We start from the raw sequence: 15,482 nt of genomic DNA, 5'->3' as shown, positions 1-15,482 counted from the left end.
ATGTCAACCAGTACAGGACTTAAGGAATTTTTTAAAAGCATAAAAGGAGACAAGATGTTGTGGTCTGTGGCTGCGCTTTTGGCTATTTTTTCTTTTATTCCTGTATACAGTGCTTCAAGTAATCTGGCTTATCTCAATGGAGCAAGTGGAAGCACATTTGCTTATTTGGTAAAGCATTTCATCCATTTAGTATTGGGCTTTTCTATACTTTATGCGACCCATAAAATTCCGCATCGTTATTTCAGAGGTTTGTCTATCATTTTATTGCCAATAGTCATCGTGCTTCTTATAGTTACATTATTTCAGGGCACAACCATGCAGGGAGCGAATGCAAGTCGGTGGATACAGGTCCCGATTGTCAATTTTTCCTTCCAGACTTCAACCTTGGCCTCAGTAGTGTTACTGATATATGTGGCGAGGTATTTATCCAAAATTAAAGACACCGAATATACCTTCAAAGAAACTATTTTACCGCTTTGGTGTCCTGTTTTTCTGGTAGTGGGTCTTATTTTACCTGCTAATTTTTCAACAGCAGCCATTATCTTTCTTATGGTTTTGCTGCTTACTTATGTTGGAGGTTATACGTTCAAATATACAGCAACTGTGCTCGGTATCGGACTACTGGGATTGGCCGTATTTGGATTAACTGCCAAAGCGTTTCCAGATTTGTTTCCAAACAGAGTAGATACATGGATCAGCAGAGTCGAAAGTTTTACTGGAGATGAGCAAAGTCGGGAACAATATCAAGTGGAGAAAGCAAAAATTGCAATCGCTACCGGAGGAATTACAGGAAATGGGATAGGGAAAAGTGTACAGCGTAATTTTTTACCTCAGTCTTCTTCAGATTTTATCTATGCGATTATCGTAGAAGAAATGGGCATGGTTGGTGGCATAGGAGTGATTTTAGCTTACCTGTTTATGTTGTATCGAATAGCGATTATAGTGACTAAATCAGAAACGGCTTATGGTCGCCTGCTTGTTGTTGCAGCAGGAATTCCTATCATATTCCAGGCCTTTGTCAACATAGCGGTGGCTGTTGAATTATTACCCGTCACCGGTCAGACCCTTCCTTTGGTGGGGAGTGGGGGCACTTCTATCTGGATGACGTGTCTGTCTCTAGGCATCGTTATAAGTGTGAGTGCCAATAATGAAGTAAAAGCCAAAGCTGAAGCTGATGAAAAAGAGAAAGAAGACAATCTGGCCATTGAGAATCCATTAGAAGTATTAAGCGAAACGATATGAGCGCAAAACGATACATGATTTCTGGAGGAGGCACAGGTGGACATATCTACCCAGCTATTGCTATTGCTGAAGAATTGAAGGAAAGACATCCTGATGCAGAATTTCTATTCGTCGGTGCAAAAGATAAAATGGAAATGACCAAAGTGCCTGAAGCTGGTTTTGAGATTGAAGGACTTTGGATTTCCGGAATACAACGGAAACTGACTTTATCGAATTTAATGTTTCCTTTCAAACTGATGAGTTCCATGCTGAAGGCAAGAACGCTAATCAAAAAATTTAAGCCAAATGTTGTTGTAGGAACCGGAGGTTTTGCGAGTGGTCCTTTATTAAAAATGGCTTCTATCCTAAAAATTCCAACACTCATTCAGGAACAAAATGCCTACGCAGGCATTACCAATAAATGGCTTGCCAAAGAGGCGCATTCCATTTGCGTGGCTTATGAAGGCATGGATAAGTTTTTTCCAAAAGAAAAAATAGTACTTACAGGAAATCCCATACGCAAGGATTTGCTTAAAGTGCGAAGTAAAAAAGAAGCCGGTCTAAAGCATTTTCAGTTAGACCCAAACAAAAAGACTTTGTTGATTGTTGGGGGCAGCCTGGGTTCGCAGCGTATCAATGAATTGATCGCAAGTCAGTTGTCCTTATTTGAAGCCGGAAACCTTCAGGTGTTGTGGCAATGCGGGAAGTTGTATTACGATAGATACGTTTCAAAAGCAACTGAATCTATCAAGGTTTTAGAATTCATTTCTAAAATGGATTTGGCTTATGCCGTTGCAGATGTCATCATATCGAGAGCAGGAGCAGGAGCGGTAAGCGAATTGAGTCTGGTGGGAAAACCAGTGTTATTTATTCCTTCGCCAAATGTTGCAGAGGACCATCAAACCCAAAATGCAAAATCTATAGAAGATAAGCAAGCGGCTATTATGCTTAAGGAGTCAGATTTGGATGTAAAATTTGAGCCGGTAATCAAGAATTTGATCAATGACATTGACCTTCAAAAAAGCCTGTCTAAAAATATTTTGACTTTAGCCAGACCTTTGGCGACAAAAAGCATTGCAGATGAAGTGGAACGTATAGAAAATGAAGTGAAATGAAAGACCTAAAGCAATATACACATGTGTTCTTAATCGGTATCGGTGGTATCGGGATGAGTGCTTTGGCTCGCTATTTTAATCAAAAAGGTTTGACAGTCTCTGGCTATGACAGGACAGAATCGGAGTTGACCAAAACTTTATCAGCAGAGGGAATTGAAGTGTTTTATTCTGAAGCTAGCGGTACTCACATTCAGAACTTATCCAAGGAATCAACATTAGTCATTTATACACCTGCGATTTCTAAAACCTCAAAATTCTTTGACTATTTCAAAACTCAGGATTTCGAGGTGTATAAGCGATCGGTGGTTTTAGGAATTATCACCAAACATCTGCCCACGCTGGCAGTAGCAGGAACTCATGGTAAAACCACGACTTCAGCGATTTTGGTTCACATACTTAAAGTTGCAGGAGTGAAACTCACGGCTTTTTGTGGTGGGATTTTACAAAATTATAAAACCAATTACATCGGGGATGGAGAGGAAGTGGTTGTTGTAGAAGCCGATGAATTTGACAGGTCGTTCCTTCAGCTGCATCCCACTGCAGCAGTGATCAACTCCATGGATGCTGATCACCTGGATATTTACGAGACTTCTCAAAAGCTGGTAGATACGTTCAAAGAATTTTCAAGATTGGTACCAAAAGGTCATTTGTATGCCAAATCTGGTTTGGGTTTAGACGCATATACTCTGGGCATTGGAGAAGAGGCGGATGTACAGGTGAATCACATTTCAATAGAAAATGGCAGTTACAGATTCAATTTTAAACAGGGAGAAGTTCATTTGACTGGGCTTCAATTTTCTCTGCCAGGACGTCACAACTTATTCAATGCGGCGGCGGCCTTAGCCCTAGCTGTTGATTTTAAACCAGAATTAGCGAAAGAATTTGGAGAAGCATTAACCAGTTTCGAAGGTGTGCAAAGACGCTTCAATTACATTTATAAATCAGACGATTTGGTGGTAATCGATGATTACGCGCATCACCCTAAAGAAATTGACGCCGTGTATCAGGCGATTTCTGAAATGCATTCAGAAAAAAAATCGGTTGTTATTTTTCAACCACATTTATTTTCAAGAACTCAGGATTTTGCAGAGGATTTTGCCAGAAGTCTGGCTCAGTTTGATGAGGTGAATCTTTTGGACATATACCCGGCAAGGGAGGAACCTATTGAAGGAGTGACTTCAGATTTTCTTCTGAATTTGATTCAGCACCCCTCAAAACACTTGATGATTAAAACTGATATTCAACATAGAATAGCGACAGCCAAAGATGAAGTTATCGTTTTGCTAGGTGCAGGAGACATAGGAGTAGAAGCCGCTAAAATTTCAAAGCATTTGCATGAAACTATTTAAACTACATAACATACGATTGATTTTGATCCTGGGGATTGTTTTCTTTCTGGTGGGTTTTGCAAATCATCGCCAAAACCTGAAACCCGTCAAGTCACTTAAAGTTGAACTTCTGGACGCTTCCAAAATTTTCATTACCGAAGCTGAAGTCGAGCAATTACTTGAAGAGGTGCTGAAGTCCAACGGAGATTCTTTAGTGAATGAAAAGCGTTTGGCTAGTTTTGAAAATGTGCTAAACACGAACGAGATGATAAAGTCTTCTGAAGCCTATTATAGTCTGGACGGCATACTTTCAGCAAAAATTATACAGAGAGAACCCATAGCAAGGGTAATGGATGATGGATTTTATTATTTGGATGCCGATGGTCTAGCGATGCCTTTATCTCCAAACTACTCATCCAGAGTGCCTTTGGTATCTGGAGTTGGTGCAAATGAGCTAAAAGAAGTTTATCCGCTTTTGACAAGAATACAGGCTGATGATTTTTTAAAAAAACATATCATTGCAATCCGAAAAAAATCAGTAAATAACTACGTTTTAGAAGTAAGAGGTAGAGATTATTTAGTCAATTTTGGTCAAATTTCTTATCTTGACAGAAAGTTGACTAACTATAAAGTTTTTTATTTAAAAGCTTTGGAATACAAAAAATTAGATGAGTATAAACGCATAGATTTGCAGTTTGGTAATCAAGTGGTATGTACAACAAAGTAATAATCTACAAAGATGGAAGAAGATAATATTGCAGTAGGCTTAGACATTGGGACAACAAAGATTGTAGCGATGATTGGTCGCAAAAATGAATATGGAAAAGTAGAGATTCTAGGCATTGGGAGAACCAAAAGTCTGGGTGTTCATCGTGGAGTAGTGAATAATATTACTCAAACCATTCAATCCATTCAGCAGGCTATCCAACAAGCGGAGGCTAATTCAGGAATTGATGTTAAAGGAGTAACTGTAGGTATTGCGGGACAACACATCAGAAGTTTACAACACAGCGACTACATCACTAGAAATGATGTGGAAGAGGTGATAGAAGATGAGGATATCGATAACCTATGCAACCAGGTTCACAAGCTGGTGATGCTTCCAGGGGAGGAGATCATCCACGTGTTACCTCAAGAATATAAAGTGGATGGACAGTCTGAGATCATGGAGCCAAGGGGAATGTCTGGCGGACGTTTGGAAGCCAACTTCCACGTGGTAGTGGGGCAGATATCATCTATCCGTAACATTGGGAGATGTGTCAAAAACTCTGGTCTTGAGCTCAATGGAATGACATTGGAGCCTTTGGCGTCGGCAAACTCAGTATTGAGCCAGGAGGAAAAAGAAGCCGGAGTAGCTTTAATCGATATAGGTGGGGGTACCACCGACTTAGCCATTTTCAAAGATGGAATTATACGGCACACAGCAGTGATTCCACTTGGAGGAAATGTGATTACAGAAGATATAAAAGAAGGCTGTTCTATTATAGAAAAGCAAGCCGAATTGCTCAAAGTAAAATTTGGCTCGGCGTGGCCAGGTGAAAATAAAGAAAACGAAATTGTTTCAATTCCCGGATTGCGAGGAAGAGATCCTAAAGAAATATCACTGAAGAATTTGTCTAAAGTGATCCATTACAGAGCTGTAGAAATTATAGATCAGGTTTATCTTGAAATTAAAAACTACGGACATGATGAACAAAAGAAAAAACTAATTGCCGGCATTGTCATCACCGGTGGTGGTGCGCAACTGAAGCATTTGAAGCAGTTAGTGGAATATGTCACCGGGATGGATACCCGAGTTGGTTACCCCAACGAATATCTTGCCGGAGAAACCGATAAAGAAATCGCAAGTCCACTTTATGCCACAGCAGTAGGCCTGGTGATGGACGGATTGGAGCGCAAAGCTCTTGATAGAGCTGAACGTGAGGAACTGGAAGAGGAAGAAGAGCCAGTGAATGCACAACAGCCCGCAGAAACAGCATCAGAATACACTAACGACGGAATCACAGAGGATTCCCGAGAAGGGGATGACAAGCAAAGCATCCCGGAGCAACCTAATCAGCCAGCACGACCTAGCCGAAGTGTAGTCGAAAAATGGTTTGATAAATTGAAAGATTTTTTAGATAACGCAGAATAAGAAGCATACCAATCAAAATATATAATTATGAGTCAGAAAGAATTTGAAAACATCTCATTTGATCTCCCTAAAAATCAATCCAATGTCATTAAAGTCATTGGTGTAGGAGGAGGAGGTTCTAACGCGATCAATCACATGTTTAGTCAGGGAATTAAAGGCGTTGACTTTGTGGTTTGTAATACCGATTCACAAGCCTTGGAGAATAGTCCGGTACCTACACGAATTCAGCTTGGAGTTGACCTCACCGAAGGACTTGGCGCTGGAGCCAACCCAGATATTGGTAAACAGGCGGCTGAGGAAAGTCGAGAAGACCTGAAAAGCTTATTGAGCACCAATACCAAAATGGTATTTATCACTGCAGGAATGGGTGGTGGTACAGGAACTGGTGCTGCCCCTGTGATTGCCAGACTCGCTAAAGAAATGGATATTCTTACGGTTGGTATCGTTACCATTCCATTTCAGTTTGAAGGTCGCACCAGAAATGAACAGGCTCAGCTGGGTGTGGAAGAACTTCGTAGCAATGTTGACTCACTCATTGTAATTAACAATAATAAACTTAGAGAAGTCTATGGTAATCTTGGCTTTAAGTCGGGGTTTTCTAAAGCCGATGAGGTTTTGGCCACTGCTTCTCGTGGTATTGCAGAGGTCATAACTCATCACTACACTCAAAACATCGATTTACGTGATGCGAAGACAGTATTGAGCAATAGCGGAACAGCTATCATGGGTTCTGCAGTAGCTTCAGGCACTAACAGATCCCAAATTGCTATTGAAAAGGCATTGGATTCCCCATTATTAAATGATAACAAAATTAAAGGTGCCAAAAATGTATTGCTGTTGATTGTGTCAGGAACCGATGAAATCACTTTAGATGAAATAGGTGAAATCAATGACCACATTCAGGCTGAAGCTGGTAACAGTGCCAATATCATCATGGGTGTTGGTGATGATGAAAGCCTGGAAGATTCCATTTCAGTTACTGTAATTGCCACAGGCTTTGATACAGAGCAACAAGATGAAATCGTGAATACCGAAACCAAAAAGATCATTCATACCCTAGAAGATGAGCAAAGAATTGAGCAAAATTTATCCACGGGCAGATTCAAAAAGCAATCTTCTATGGATGTCCCGCAATCCAGATCAAAGGCTTCAGAACAAAAAGAAGAGCCTAAGGTCATGCACGAATTGAATTTTGAAGAGGAGAGCGGTGATGAAAAGAATGAATCCGAAGAAGTAAGTGTAAATCACTTGGATGTGGATTTTGAAATTGTGAATGCACACGGCGATGATTTTGAAATCATTGAAGATAGTCCTGTCAAAGAAGATGAAAATTCTTCGGGCATGTTGAGTTTTGACTTTTCTAAAGACGAAGATGATGAACCAAAATCCTACACGTCAAAACCTGCCAGAGATATTGAAGTGAATGAACCAGAAGAAGTCAATTCTTTTAGAAATAATTCCGAATCTGAAGTTAAAAAATATGATTTGTCTGAGTTTATGGAAGAAGAGGAAGCCAAAAATTCACCTGCATCTCAAAAGCCTAAACCTAAGCCGGTAGAGGAAGAGCCAAAAGAAGTACAGTTTACCAGAAGAACTGTAGAACATTCAGAAGACTCAGAAAGAAATACGGAGGACGTTGATCCTATGAACACGCCTTTGGCTGAACTTGCCAAGAGAGCTGAAGAGCGAAAAGCTAAATTAAAGCAATTCAACTATAAATTTAGAAATACCAACAATATCGATGAGATTGAAAAGCAGCCCGCTTACAAACGTGCAGGTGTAGAATTAAATCACAATCGTGAAGGAAATTCTCTATCGAGAACCAGTGTGGAAGGAGATAAGGACAATTTAAATTTCAGGTCCAATAACTCTTTTTTACATGATAACGTAGATTAGATTTATCCATCGTACTGTATTAAAAAAGACCGGCAAAACTGCTGGTCTTTTTTTAGTATATATGGTCTCGTGAACCTTGTCAGTTTAAGTCTACCGGCTGTTTTCGTAATTCTGGACTATTTTTTAAATACTATTTCAAAAGTTAAGTTTGAATTTGTCTCGTTAGAGACTTTATCTCGGTAACCTGAAAGAACCCGCAAAACCCAAGTGCCTTCAGGTACTTTATATCAAGAAGCTACTTTTGAATTATGCTCTTAAGGTATATGGCGTACCTAACGGCACGCTGGCTGAGCTACATGCTTGATTTTACCCATAAATAGTCCCTACGGGACAGGTTAAGCCCTGAGGTTTTTTGAATTTATTCTAACAGGAAGAGACGGAGTTATTTTTTGCTTAGAGCTATTTTTAATTTTTTCTTAGGCTAGGGCTAAGTTAACGCTAGTGTATTTCACTAAAAAAACACAAACATAATTTAGCTCAGTTGGCTGGTTTTTTACAACAACTCTCTTTTCTTCCTATCGAATTCCTCCTGTGAAATGATGCCTTTCATCTTTAAATTATACAGCTTTTCAATTTCTTCACTTGAACTGTTTTTGAAGTAATTATGTTGTTGCACCAACGGCTCTTTGTTGTACTTATAATCAAAGGTTCTTTTATCCATGGCCAGGAAAACAATGAAATCTATAAGAGACGCGATCAATGGGATGAAGGTCCAGCTGAATAAAAGGTACAAAAACCCTAAGCCAATCTGATTTAGATAAAAGCGATGGATTCCGATGCCTCCGAGGAAAAAAGCTAAAAGTGCAGCAGCAGTCTTGTCTTTCATAATTTTAGTTTAAGGTTGTGTTAACTTTAGAGATGAGGTCTAATTTTGGCTGACTTCTTTAATATACGCTTCAATACGTCTTTCTAATATAGGTAAGGTCACCACGCCCTGTTCGAGAATCACTTCGTGAAAATCTCTGATGTTAAACTTTTGCCCAAGCGTTTCCTCAGCCTTAATTCTTAATTCTCTGATTTTGATTTCGCCAATTTTATAAGACACAGCCTGTCCTGGCCAGGAAATGTAGCGGTCCACTTCTGTGTTGATGTTGTGTAAGGACAAGGCTGTGTTTTTAGTAAAATACTCCACGGCTTGTCCTCGTGTCCAGCCCATCGCATGAATACCTGTGTCGATGACGAGTCGGCAGGCACGCCATTGCTCATAAGTCAGTTTTCCGAACCTCTCGTAAGGCGTTGTATATATCCCCATTTCGTCAGCCAGAAATTCTGAATACAGGCCCCAGCCTTCTCCGTAAGCTGATAAATACATGCTTTTACGGAATTTTGGAATGCTATCGCCAAGCTCAGCATTGAGGGCGTTTTGCAAATGATGCCCAGGCACTGCTTCGTGAGCGGTTAAGGAGGGTAACACATAAAGTGGTCTATTGGGTAAATTATAGGTATTCACCCAATAATAGCCTGGCTGTGTGTCATTGGAGGCGCCGATATAGCGTCCGGTGGTATATTTGGGGGCTATGGCATCCGGAACTTTGGCGACGCCATAAGGCTTTCTCGGTAAAGTTTTGAAGTAAGCAGGAAGTTTGGCGTCAATACGTTTGGCGATATCGCGTGCCTCCTTCAGGAGCTCTTCTCCTGTCTTTGCATAAAACTGCTCATCGGTTCTTAAAAAGGCGATAAATTCATCTAAGCTGCCCTCAAAGTTGACTTCTTCAACAATAGATTGCATCTCCGAATTGATGCGTTTCACTTCCTTTAAACCTATCTGGTGAATTTCTTCGGCTGTCAAATCCAAAGTGGTGTAGTAATTCAGCCTATTCTGGTAATAAGCCGCGCCCTGCGGACCTTCTGAAACACCTAAGGAGGTTTTGGTGGCTGGTAGATATTCGGTTTCAAAAAAGGTTTTAATACGCTTAAACTGGGCGATGACATTGGTTTCAATAGCCAGCTTGGCGGCTTTGATAACAGAATCTTTCTGAGTTTCTGACAGAGTAGAGGGCAGGCTTTCAAAAGGTTCGTAGAAATAACTATCTTCAGCCTGATCAACAATTTGAGAATCGTAAGTCGACGCATAGCCTTCAAAAATAATCCGGGGTTGAGAGAAACCGTCTTTTAGTCCTTTCCGAAGCAGTTTCAAATGCTGATCTGTATAGGTAGGAATGGCATTGAGTGTATTGAGGTAAGCTCTCACCTGGTCGTAAGTGTTAAGGTCTCTGACGCGGTAAGACAAGCTGAGGTGAAATCCAGAGTCAGAAAGCAACGGATTTAAATAGGCACCGTAAGCATAAAAATCTATCGTTTCCTGTAGTTTGAATTTCAAAAGTTCCAGGGAAATTTGTTCGGTTTCTGAAAGCTCACCCGTATTGATTTCTGCTAAATCACTCAGGATTTCTTTTGCAAATTCAGCTTCCTGCTTGTAATAGGCTTCTGTATACAAACCTAGCGGATAAACTTCTCTGTCATAGCCTTTATGTGCTTGGTAGGTTTGGATGATGGAATTCAGGGTCTGTGACTGAGTCTGACTCACTGCGGAAAGCGTTACTGCAAAGGGGATTAAAAAACATAAAACTAATTTCATAGATGCTATTTTAAACTTTAAAGATAAGTCAAGCATTTGAAATGATAGCCTTACGCAGTTAAGCTTCCTTATAATTCTTGCCTTGAAAACAGCAAGTGCAGGCCGGGAAATACTATGAAACTGACTGAGACCAGGAACAGTAAGCGTAATCGTGAGCAATCATTTTCTAATATTCTCTTTTTTTCTGAAAACTACTCGGCATATTTCTGCTCCTTAATAAGGTTTTGATCTTCAATTTAGTTCAAGGGAAAGACAGATTTTAGATAAAAAATCTCAAAAAATCAGTATGTTAAAGCTAGGGTCATCCCCTTTTGCATTGTTATATTAATATAAGACAGTATTTGTCTATTTAATTTAAAAATTATAAGAAATGAAGAATTTAGTAAAAGTTATTTTAAGTGTATTTGTAATATCAGCTACATTTATCAGTTGTGATTCTGATGACAGTTCAGTCGAAGCGACTTCGGGTATGTCTGTTCGTCTGGTTGATGCTCCAGGAGATTATGAAAATGTATTCATAGATGTTGTTGGAGTTGAAGCTATAGTCGACGGTGAAATTGTAATGATGGAAACCAATGCTGGGGTATATGATTTACTTACTCTTACGGGTGGAAATTTTGTTAGCCTTGTCAATGAAGATATCCCTTCAGGAGATTTAAGTCAGGTACGTCTTGTCTTAGGTGCAGAGAACAGTATTGTTCTTAAGAGTGGTGAAGCTATAGATCTTCAAACACCAAGTGCGCAACAGTCTGGGTTGAAACTGAACGTGAATTATGACTTACAGCCAGGTGTGACGTATGAATTTATCATGGACTTTAAAGTTGACGAGTCTGTTGTGGCACAAGGAAACGGAGGTTTTTTGCTTAAGCCTGTAATTCGTATCACGACGAGTGCAGAAAGCGGCGCCATAGCTGGTTCTGTTGAACCTTTTGATACTGAAACCAAAGTGACTGCAACCAATGATGCTTCAGGAGAAGAAATCAGTGCCTATACAGATGAGACTGGTGAATTTTTACTTTACGGAGTTCCTGAAGGAACTTATACTTTACAAGTAGAGTCTGAAAGCGGTCTTACTGCAACTGTAAACGACGTAACGGTTGTAATTGGTGAAACCACTGTCCTTGAAGTGATAGTGCTTTAAGGAGTATTCTTGAATCCATATAAATTTAAAACCACTCTTTATGAGTGGTTTTTTTATGCCTCTAACCTAAATTCCTGAACCAAAATTTATGATGGTATTTTTAGTTCATTTCATTCAGGATTGGCAATTTATACTTAACCAGAAATTAAGTTGAAAATCCAAATCAATTACTGGTTTTCGAGTTCATTGTAATAGTTCTGAAGTATGTAAAAAGCTTTTTTCTTGTTCCCTTCATTACCGATAAGGCCTTTTCTATTCCAGCCTTCCTGATAAACAGGGTGGTTCCTTCTTGGAGAACGGAAATCGGTTAAAATCCAGGGAGACATTCCGCTGTAATTTTCGGGCATGCGTTTCATCATTGCGATTTGCTCTTTATATAACCATTCCTGGTATTCTTCACTCCATCTGTTTTCCTTTTCTGCGTGGTAGCCGGCTTTTGCACCTGCACCAGTTTCACTAAAGAAAAGAGGCTTGTTGTAAGCTACTTCCCATTGGGCAGACTGAGCTGCATCTGGAAGTCCTCCATACCAGCCCAAATATTCATTCACCGAAACAATATCTGTGTATTCCCCCAGCGGGTCATCAATGTGGTTGATGCCCTCTTCATTATATCCCACCTCGAGTGCTGCTGAAACCAAGCGGGTATCATCCAGCACTTTTGCCTGGTCAATCAAGGACTTCATGAACTGGTTGCGGGTTGGAGAAACCGGAGTTTCGTTTCCTACAGACCATATAATAACGGACGCCTTGTTTCTGTCCCGAATTACCATCTCTTTAAGTTGTTGCTTTGCTTTATCCAGCACCTTTTCACTTTCAAAATCTATGGTCCAGTAAACGGGGATTTCAGACCAAACCAGGATTCCAAGGGAATCTGCGACTTTAGTCATGTTTTCATTGTGAGGATAATGGGCCAGCCGCACCATATTGGCATTTAGGTCCTGCACATAACCAAACAATTGTTCAGCGTCTTCTCTGCTATAAGCCCTCCTTTTATCTTGTGCTATCTCCTCATGAATACTGATGCCTCGCAAGAATATGTTTTCTCCGTTGAGAAGTATATCTTTACCCGAAGTCTCAATTTTTCTAAAGCCTATTTTGTCATTGATTTGATTTCCGTTAAGGCTGAACACAATATCGTATAATTTGGGATTGTCGGGAGACCATAAGTCCAGATTTTTGACCTCAAAATTAAAACTTAACTCATCTCCTGTTATTGGGAAACTTTTCGTCAGCTTTAGTTCGGGTATTTCAACTCTGACCTTGCTTTGTTTTGCTGCCCTATTCAGTTGAATACGTCCTTCCAATTCAAAACTCTCTTTTTCTTTAGCCTGTTGAATATTCTGATCCTGGCTAAGATGAAGTTCATATTGGCTGATAAAAGTTTCAGGCACAACAACGAGTTTGACGTCACGGGTGATACCACCAAAATTCCACCAATCGGTATTCAGAGTAGGGATTTCCTGAGCATGACGTTTATTATCCACCTTAACCACCAGAAAGTTATTTTCTGATTTCAGGATCTTTTTTGGAATGTGAAAATTAAAAGGTGTAAAGCCTCCCTTGTGGGAACCCAATTTTTTGCCATTCAAATAGACATGTGCTTCATAATTCACTGCTCCAAAATAGAGGTAAGCCCTTTCGTTTTCAGCTAAGTCCTGCGTATCAAATTCTCTTTGGTACCATACACTGCCTTCATAGTATTTGAATACATCTCGCTGGGAATTCCAGTCTCCAGGAACCTGTAAGGTATAGGGTGCCTGATAACCGTGCTCCACTCTATCCGTTTTCTTTTTTACTACTGGACGGTTCCAGTAAGCTTCAGGATCATTCTCGTCTCTTTCTTTATACCGATAATTGTAGAACCCTGTCTCATAGGGGTCTATGATATTATTCCAGGTGCCGTTAAGAGAAATTGTTTCCCTCCCATCAATATTGACAATAAGGTCTTCCTGAGATGAAGCCGGTACACTTGTGATCATAAGTAGTAATAGATTAAAAAAGCTCTTTTTCATAATTATCATTTTCAATGAGAGACCTGTTGGATTCTTTAGGCTTTCGGCCTTTCTGGACCAAGTAGTTCTGTTGATATATCTTAAAGGTATTACTTATATCAAGTATAACAAAATTGCCAGAGGTTACCAAAACTCCAATTGAAGAGAAGTCAGAAGTTGAAAAAATGAATCGACATGTCATCAATGTTTTAGCTAAGAAAAATGAGAGGAGGTCTGACCCAAATTGAGTTAGCGAAGTTATGAAGAGGGTTTTGTGGCAAACAGCCTGGTTCTATTGAATCTCAATTTAGGCACCTGAGGTGTACTGAAATATTTTGAACTAAAAAATAAGGATTAGAGCTGGGTTTTAAACTTACTGAAATAGTTTTTTTCTGGAGGTAAATCGGCTTTTTTCAAAACTTCCATCAATTTGAGGAGGGCTGCATTATCAATCAAATCAATGTCGATTTTGATTTTTTTCGTGTCTGATTTCAAAACATACTCGCCTCCTTCTTTTTTGATGTCTTGAATCTCATCTAAATTTAGCTTATGAGTTGAACCGAATAATTTGACTTCCTGAATGCTGCCGTCTTCAATGAGCAGGTATAGATTTTTATTTTCGAGGAAAAACTGACCTAAGTAAAAAACACCTAAAATGAGATAGGCATAAATAGTCCAATTTGTGATATCATCGCTAAAAAATAAAGATAAGGTTCCTGTTATTATCCAAACAAGACCTATCATAAGGTTGGAATAAAGTCTTTTTTTATTGAAAATTATTTTCATTTTTCAACGTGTTAAAAAGGTTTTTTCTGAAGGTGAATTCAACTCTTTTAGAAAGTTGTGCAAATCATTGAGGGATTCCTTTTCGATGACTGCCGGATCGATTTTAAAAGTGCTGGACTCTGATTTAAGAATATAATTACCCCCAGCTCTTTTGATTTCATGAATATCATCTACATCAATTTTAGTTGTAAAATTGAAACCGTAAAGTTTATTTTTACGGATGCTCCCATTTTCGATATGCAGGTATTGATGCTTACTATCATAGAGATAGTGAAGAATATCAAAAAAACCAATAGCCATAAAACCAAAGCCAAACCAGAATAAGCTATCGCTGGTTATCAAAAAATACATGCTACCAAAAGTCAGCCATACCAGACCTAAAATAAGATGAGTATGGAGTATTCTTTTCTTTAAATTTATCCTCATGTTTTAGCTTGTTAAAAACGATTTCTCTGAAGGCAAATCAATTTCTTTCAAAACTTCCATTAATTTGAGTAGGGCTGTATTGTCGATGAGATCGATATTGATTTTCAAGGTCTTGGTATCTAGCTTCAGAATAAAATCTCCTCCAACTTTTTTGATCTCCTGAATTTCATCTACATTCATTTTATTCTTAAACCCGTAAAGTATGTTTTTTGTAATCCTTCCGTTTTCAATGATGAGGTATTGATGTTTTTGATCATATAAAAAATGACCTAGATATAAAATTCCTATCATTAAATACCCGTATCCAAACCAGTAAATATTTTCCCCTAAAATAAGCCCAGTAACACCAAGAACGAACCATAATGCACCAATGATGAGGTGTGCATAAAGTCTTCTTTTGGTGAATTCGATTTTCATTTTTTGATAAGTAATAGATTAAGGATGAAATGGCTTATTCATTTTAGCATCGTTCCATCCTCTTTTAAAATCTTCTTTATGACTTTCCCAATCGGAAATGAGATTGATAACAAAGAAACTAAAGAAGCCAAGGATGAAAATTTTCACGTCTCTTTTGGATATGTTTTTCATAACTGTGATTAGTTATAAAAGACTTTTTTATTGTCGGATAAATAAGCGTAAGTTCTAAGTTAACCCACTCAAAATTTAAATAATAACTTTTTACCAATTTAAAATTACCAAAAATTTTGATCTAGTACAAATTTTGTTATTTTTTGATAAGCTCTTTTAAAGCTCTAAACTAAAGCATCTTCTTGAACTAAATGATAAAATACAAAAAAAATCATCCGCCTAACCGTGAGTCATTTTACGGATGATGCTGGTGAATATGATTGTATGAGTTTAATAAA

14 protein-coding genes are annotated in these 15,482 nt (G+C 38.9%); 7 read left to right on the top strand and 7 right to left on the bottom strand.

All coding sequences use genetic code 11. The annotated features are described in order from the left end of the window. Genes LB450_RS07530 through ftsZ form a run of 6 tightly spaced genes read left to right on the top strand, consistent with a single transcriptional unit; the run spans position 1 to position 7,694 of the window. Positions 1-1,242: an FtsW/RodA/SpoVE family cell cycle protein gene (locus tag LB450_RS07530; RefSeq protein ID WP_224487308.1), complete on the top strand. Its 1,242-nt coding sequence runs from the start codon at positions 1-3 to the stop codon at positions 1,240-1,242. Continuing rightward, on the top strand, positions 1,239-2,336 hold the full coding sequence (murG, locus tag LB450_RS07525; protein WP_224487307.1) for an undecaprenyldiphospho-muramoylpentapeptide beta-N-acetylglucosaminyltransferase: 1,098 nt from the start codon (positions 1,239-1,241) through the stop codon (positions 2,334-2,336). Before LB450_RS07530 ends, murG begins: the two co-directional genes overlap by 4 nt. Further along, positions 2,333-3,685 (top strand): UDP-N-acetylmuramate--L-alanine ligase, encoded by a 1,353-nt coding sequence (murC, locus tag LB450_RS07520; protein ID WP_224487306.1) that lies wholly within the window; start codon positions 2,333-2,335, stop codon positions 3,683-3,685. The genes murG and murC overlap by 4 nt, the downstream gene beginning before the upstream one ends. Beyond that, the gene (locus LB450_RS07515) at positions 3,672-4,391 is read left to right on the top strand and encodes a cell division protein FtsQ/DivIB (protein WP_224487305.1); all 720 of its coding nucleotides are present in this window, start codon (positions 3,672-3,674) and stop codon (positions 4,389-4,391) included. Before murC ends, LB450_RS07515 begins: the two co-directional genes overlap by 14 nt. A 12-nt stretch (positions 4,392-4,403) precedes the next feature. Beyond that, the gene (gene ftsA, locus LB450_RS07510; RefSeq protein ID WP_224487304.1) at positions 4,404-5,798 is read left to right on the top strand and encodes a cell division protein FtsA; all 1,395 of its coding nucleotides are present in this window, start codon (positions 4,404-4,406) and stop codon (positions 5,796-5,798) included. 27 nt (positions 5,799-5,825) lie between these two features. Next, the gene (gene ftsZ / locus LB450_RS07505; RefSeq protein ID WP_224487303.1) at positions 5,826-7,694 is read left to right on the top strand and encodes a cell division protein FtsZ; all 1,869 of its coding nucleotides are present in this window, start codon (positions 5,826-5,828) and stop codon (positions 7,692-7,694) included. A gap of 493 nt (positions 7,695-8,187) precedes the next feature. On the opposite strand, the gene LB450_RS07500 is transcribed toward ftsZ, so the two are convergent. Both LB450_RS07500 and LB450_RS07495 read right to left on the bottom strand, forming a co-directional pair. After that, the gene (locus LB450_RS07500; RefSeq protein WP_224487302.1) at positions 8,188-8,520 is read right to left on the bottom strand and encodes an NINE protein; all 333 of its coding nucleotides are present in this window, start codon (positions 8,518-8,520) and stop codon (positions 8,188-8,190) included. A gap of 39 nt (positions 8,521-8,559) precedes the next feature. Beyond that, the gene (locus tag LB450_RS07495; RefSeq protein ID WP_224487301.1) at positions 8,560-10,272 is read right to left on the bottom strand and encodes a DUF885 domain-containing protein; all 1,713 of its coding nucleotides are present in this window, start codon (positions 10,270-10,272) and stop codon (positions 8,560-8,562) included. Positions 10,273-10,642: 370 nt separating this feature from the next. Here LB450_RS07495 and LB450_RS07490 point away from each other — a divergent pair, with 370 nt between their 5' ends. Further along, positions 10,643-11,413: a DUF4382 domain-containing protein gene (locus LB450_RS07490; RefSeq protein ID WP_224487300.1), complete on the top strand. Its 771-nt coding sequence runs from the start codon at positions 10,643-10,645 to the stop codon at positions 11,411-11,413. Between the two features lie 167 nt (positions 11,414-11,580). On the opposite strand, the gene LB450_RS07485 is transcribed toward LB450_RS07490, so the two are convergent. From LB450_RS07485 to LB450_RS07465, 5 genes are all read right to left on the bottom strand, one after another. Beyond that, positions 11,581-13,425 (bottom strand): glycoside hydrolase family 2 protein, encoded by a 1,845-nt coding sequence (locus tag LB450_RS07485; protein ID WP_224487299.1) that lies wholly within the window; start codon positions 13,423-13,425, stop codon positions 11,581-11,583. 333 nt (positions 13,426-13,758) lie between these two features. After that, positions 13,759-14,190: a hypothetical protein gene (locus LB450_RS07480; protein WP_224487298.1), complete on the bottom strand. Its 432-nt coding sequence runs from the start codon at positions 14,188-14,190 to the stop codon at positions 13,759-13,761. A gap of 3 nt (positions 14,191-14,193) precedes the next feature. Next, positions 14,194-14,616: a hypothetical protein gene (locus LB450_RS07475; RefSeq protein ID WP_224487297.1), complete on the bottom strand. Its 423-nt coding sequence runs from the start codon at positions 14,614-14,616 to the stop codon at positions 14,194-14,196. A 3-nt stretch (positions 14,617-14,619) separates the two neighbouring features. After that, positions 14,620-15,033: a hypothetical protein gene (locus tag LB450_RS07470; protein ID WP_224487296.1), complete on the bottom strand. Its 414-nt coding sequence runs from the start codon at positions 15,031-15,033 to the stop codon at positions 14,620-14,622. Positions 15,034-15,051: 18 nt separating this feature from the next. Then, on the bottom strand, positions 15,052-15,204 hold the full coding sequence (locus LB450_RS07465; protein ID WP_224487295.1) for a hypothetical protein: 153 nt from the start codon (positions 15,202-15,204) through the stop codon (positions 15,052-15,054). Positions 15,205-15,482: the final 278 nt, after the last annotated feature.

Source organism: Psychroflexus curvus, from assembly GCF_020164585.1.
In the GTDB taxonomy this organism is placed as follows: domain Bacteria; phylum Bacteroidota; class Bacteroidia; order Flavobacteriales; family Flavobacteriaceae; genus Psychroflexus; species Psychroflexus curvus.
Note: the sequence above shows the minus strand (reverse complement) of the source record. Positions and strands in the feature narration are given on the sequence as shown.

Coding starts and splice junctions, on each gene's coding strand:
- LB450_RS07500 (WP_224487302.1), bottom strand. CDS start 8,520: ATGAAAGACAAGACTGCTGCTGCACTTTTAGCTTTTTTCCTCGGAGGC.
- LB450_RS07470 (WP_224487296.1), bottom strand. CDS start 15,033: ATGAAAATCGAATTCACCAAAAGAAGACTTTATGCACACCTCATCATT.
- LB450_RS07485 (WP_224487299.1), bottom strand. CDS start 13,425: ATGAAAAAGAGCTTTTTTAATCTATTACTACTTATGATCACAAGTGTA.
- LB450_RS07475 (WP_224487297.1), bottom strand. CDS start 14,616: ATGAGGATAAATTTAAAGAAAAGAATACTCCATACTCATCTTATTTTA.
- murC (WP_224487306.1), top strand. CDS start 2,333: ATGAAAGACCTAAAGCAATATACACATGTGTTCTTAATCGGTATCGGT.
- murG (WP_224487307.1), top strand. CDS start 1,239: ATGAGCGCAAAACGATACATGATTTCTGGAGGAGGCACAGGTGGACAT.
- LB450_RS07490 (WP_224487300.1), top strand. CDS start 10,643: ATGAAGAATTTAGTAAAAGTTATTTTAAGTGTATTTGTAATATCAGCT.
- LB450_RS07495 (WP_224487301.1), bottom strand. CDS start 10,272: ATGAAATTAGTTTTATGTTTTTTAATCCCCTTTGCAGTAACGCTTTCC.
- ftsA (WP_224487304.1), top strand. CDS start 4,404: ATGGAAGAAGATAATATTGCAGTAGGCTTAGACATTGGGACAACAAAG.
- LB450_RS07530 (WP_224487308.1), top strand. CDS start 1: ATGTCAACCAGTACAGGACTTAAGGAATTTTTTAAAAGCATAAAAGGA.
- LB450_RS07465 (WP_224487295.1), bottom strand. CDS start 15,204: ATGAAAAACATATCCAAAAGAGACGTGAAAATTTTCATCCTTGGCTTC.
- LB450_RS07480 (WP_224487298.1), bottom strand. CDS start 14,190: ATGAAAATAATTTTCAATAAAAAAAGACTTTATTCCAACCTTATGATA.
- LB450_RS07515 (WP_224487305.1), top strand. CDS start 3,672: ATGAAACTATTTAAACTACATAACATACGATTGATTTTGATCCTGGGG.
- ftsZ (WP_224487303.1), top strand. CDS start 5,826: ATGAGTCAGAAAGAATTTGAAAACATCTCATTTGATCTCCCTAAAAAT.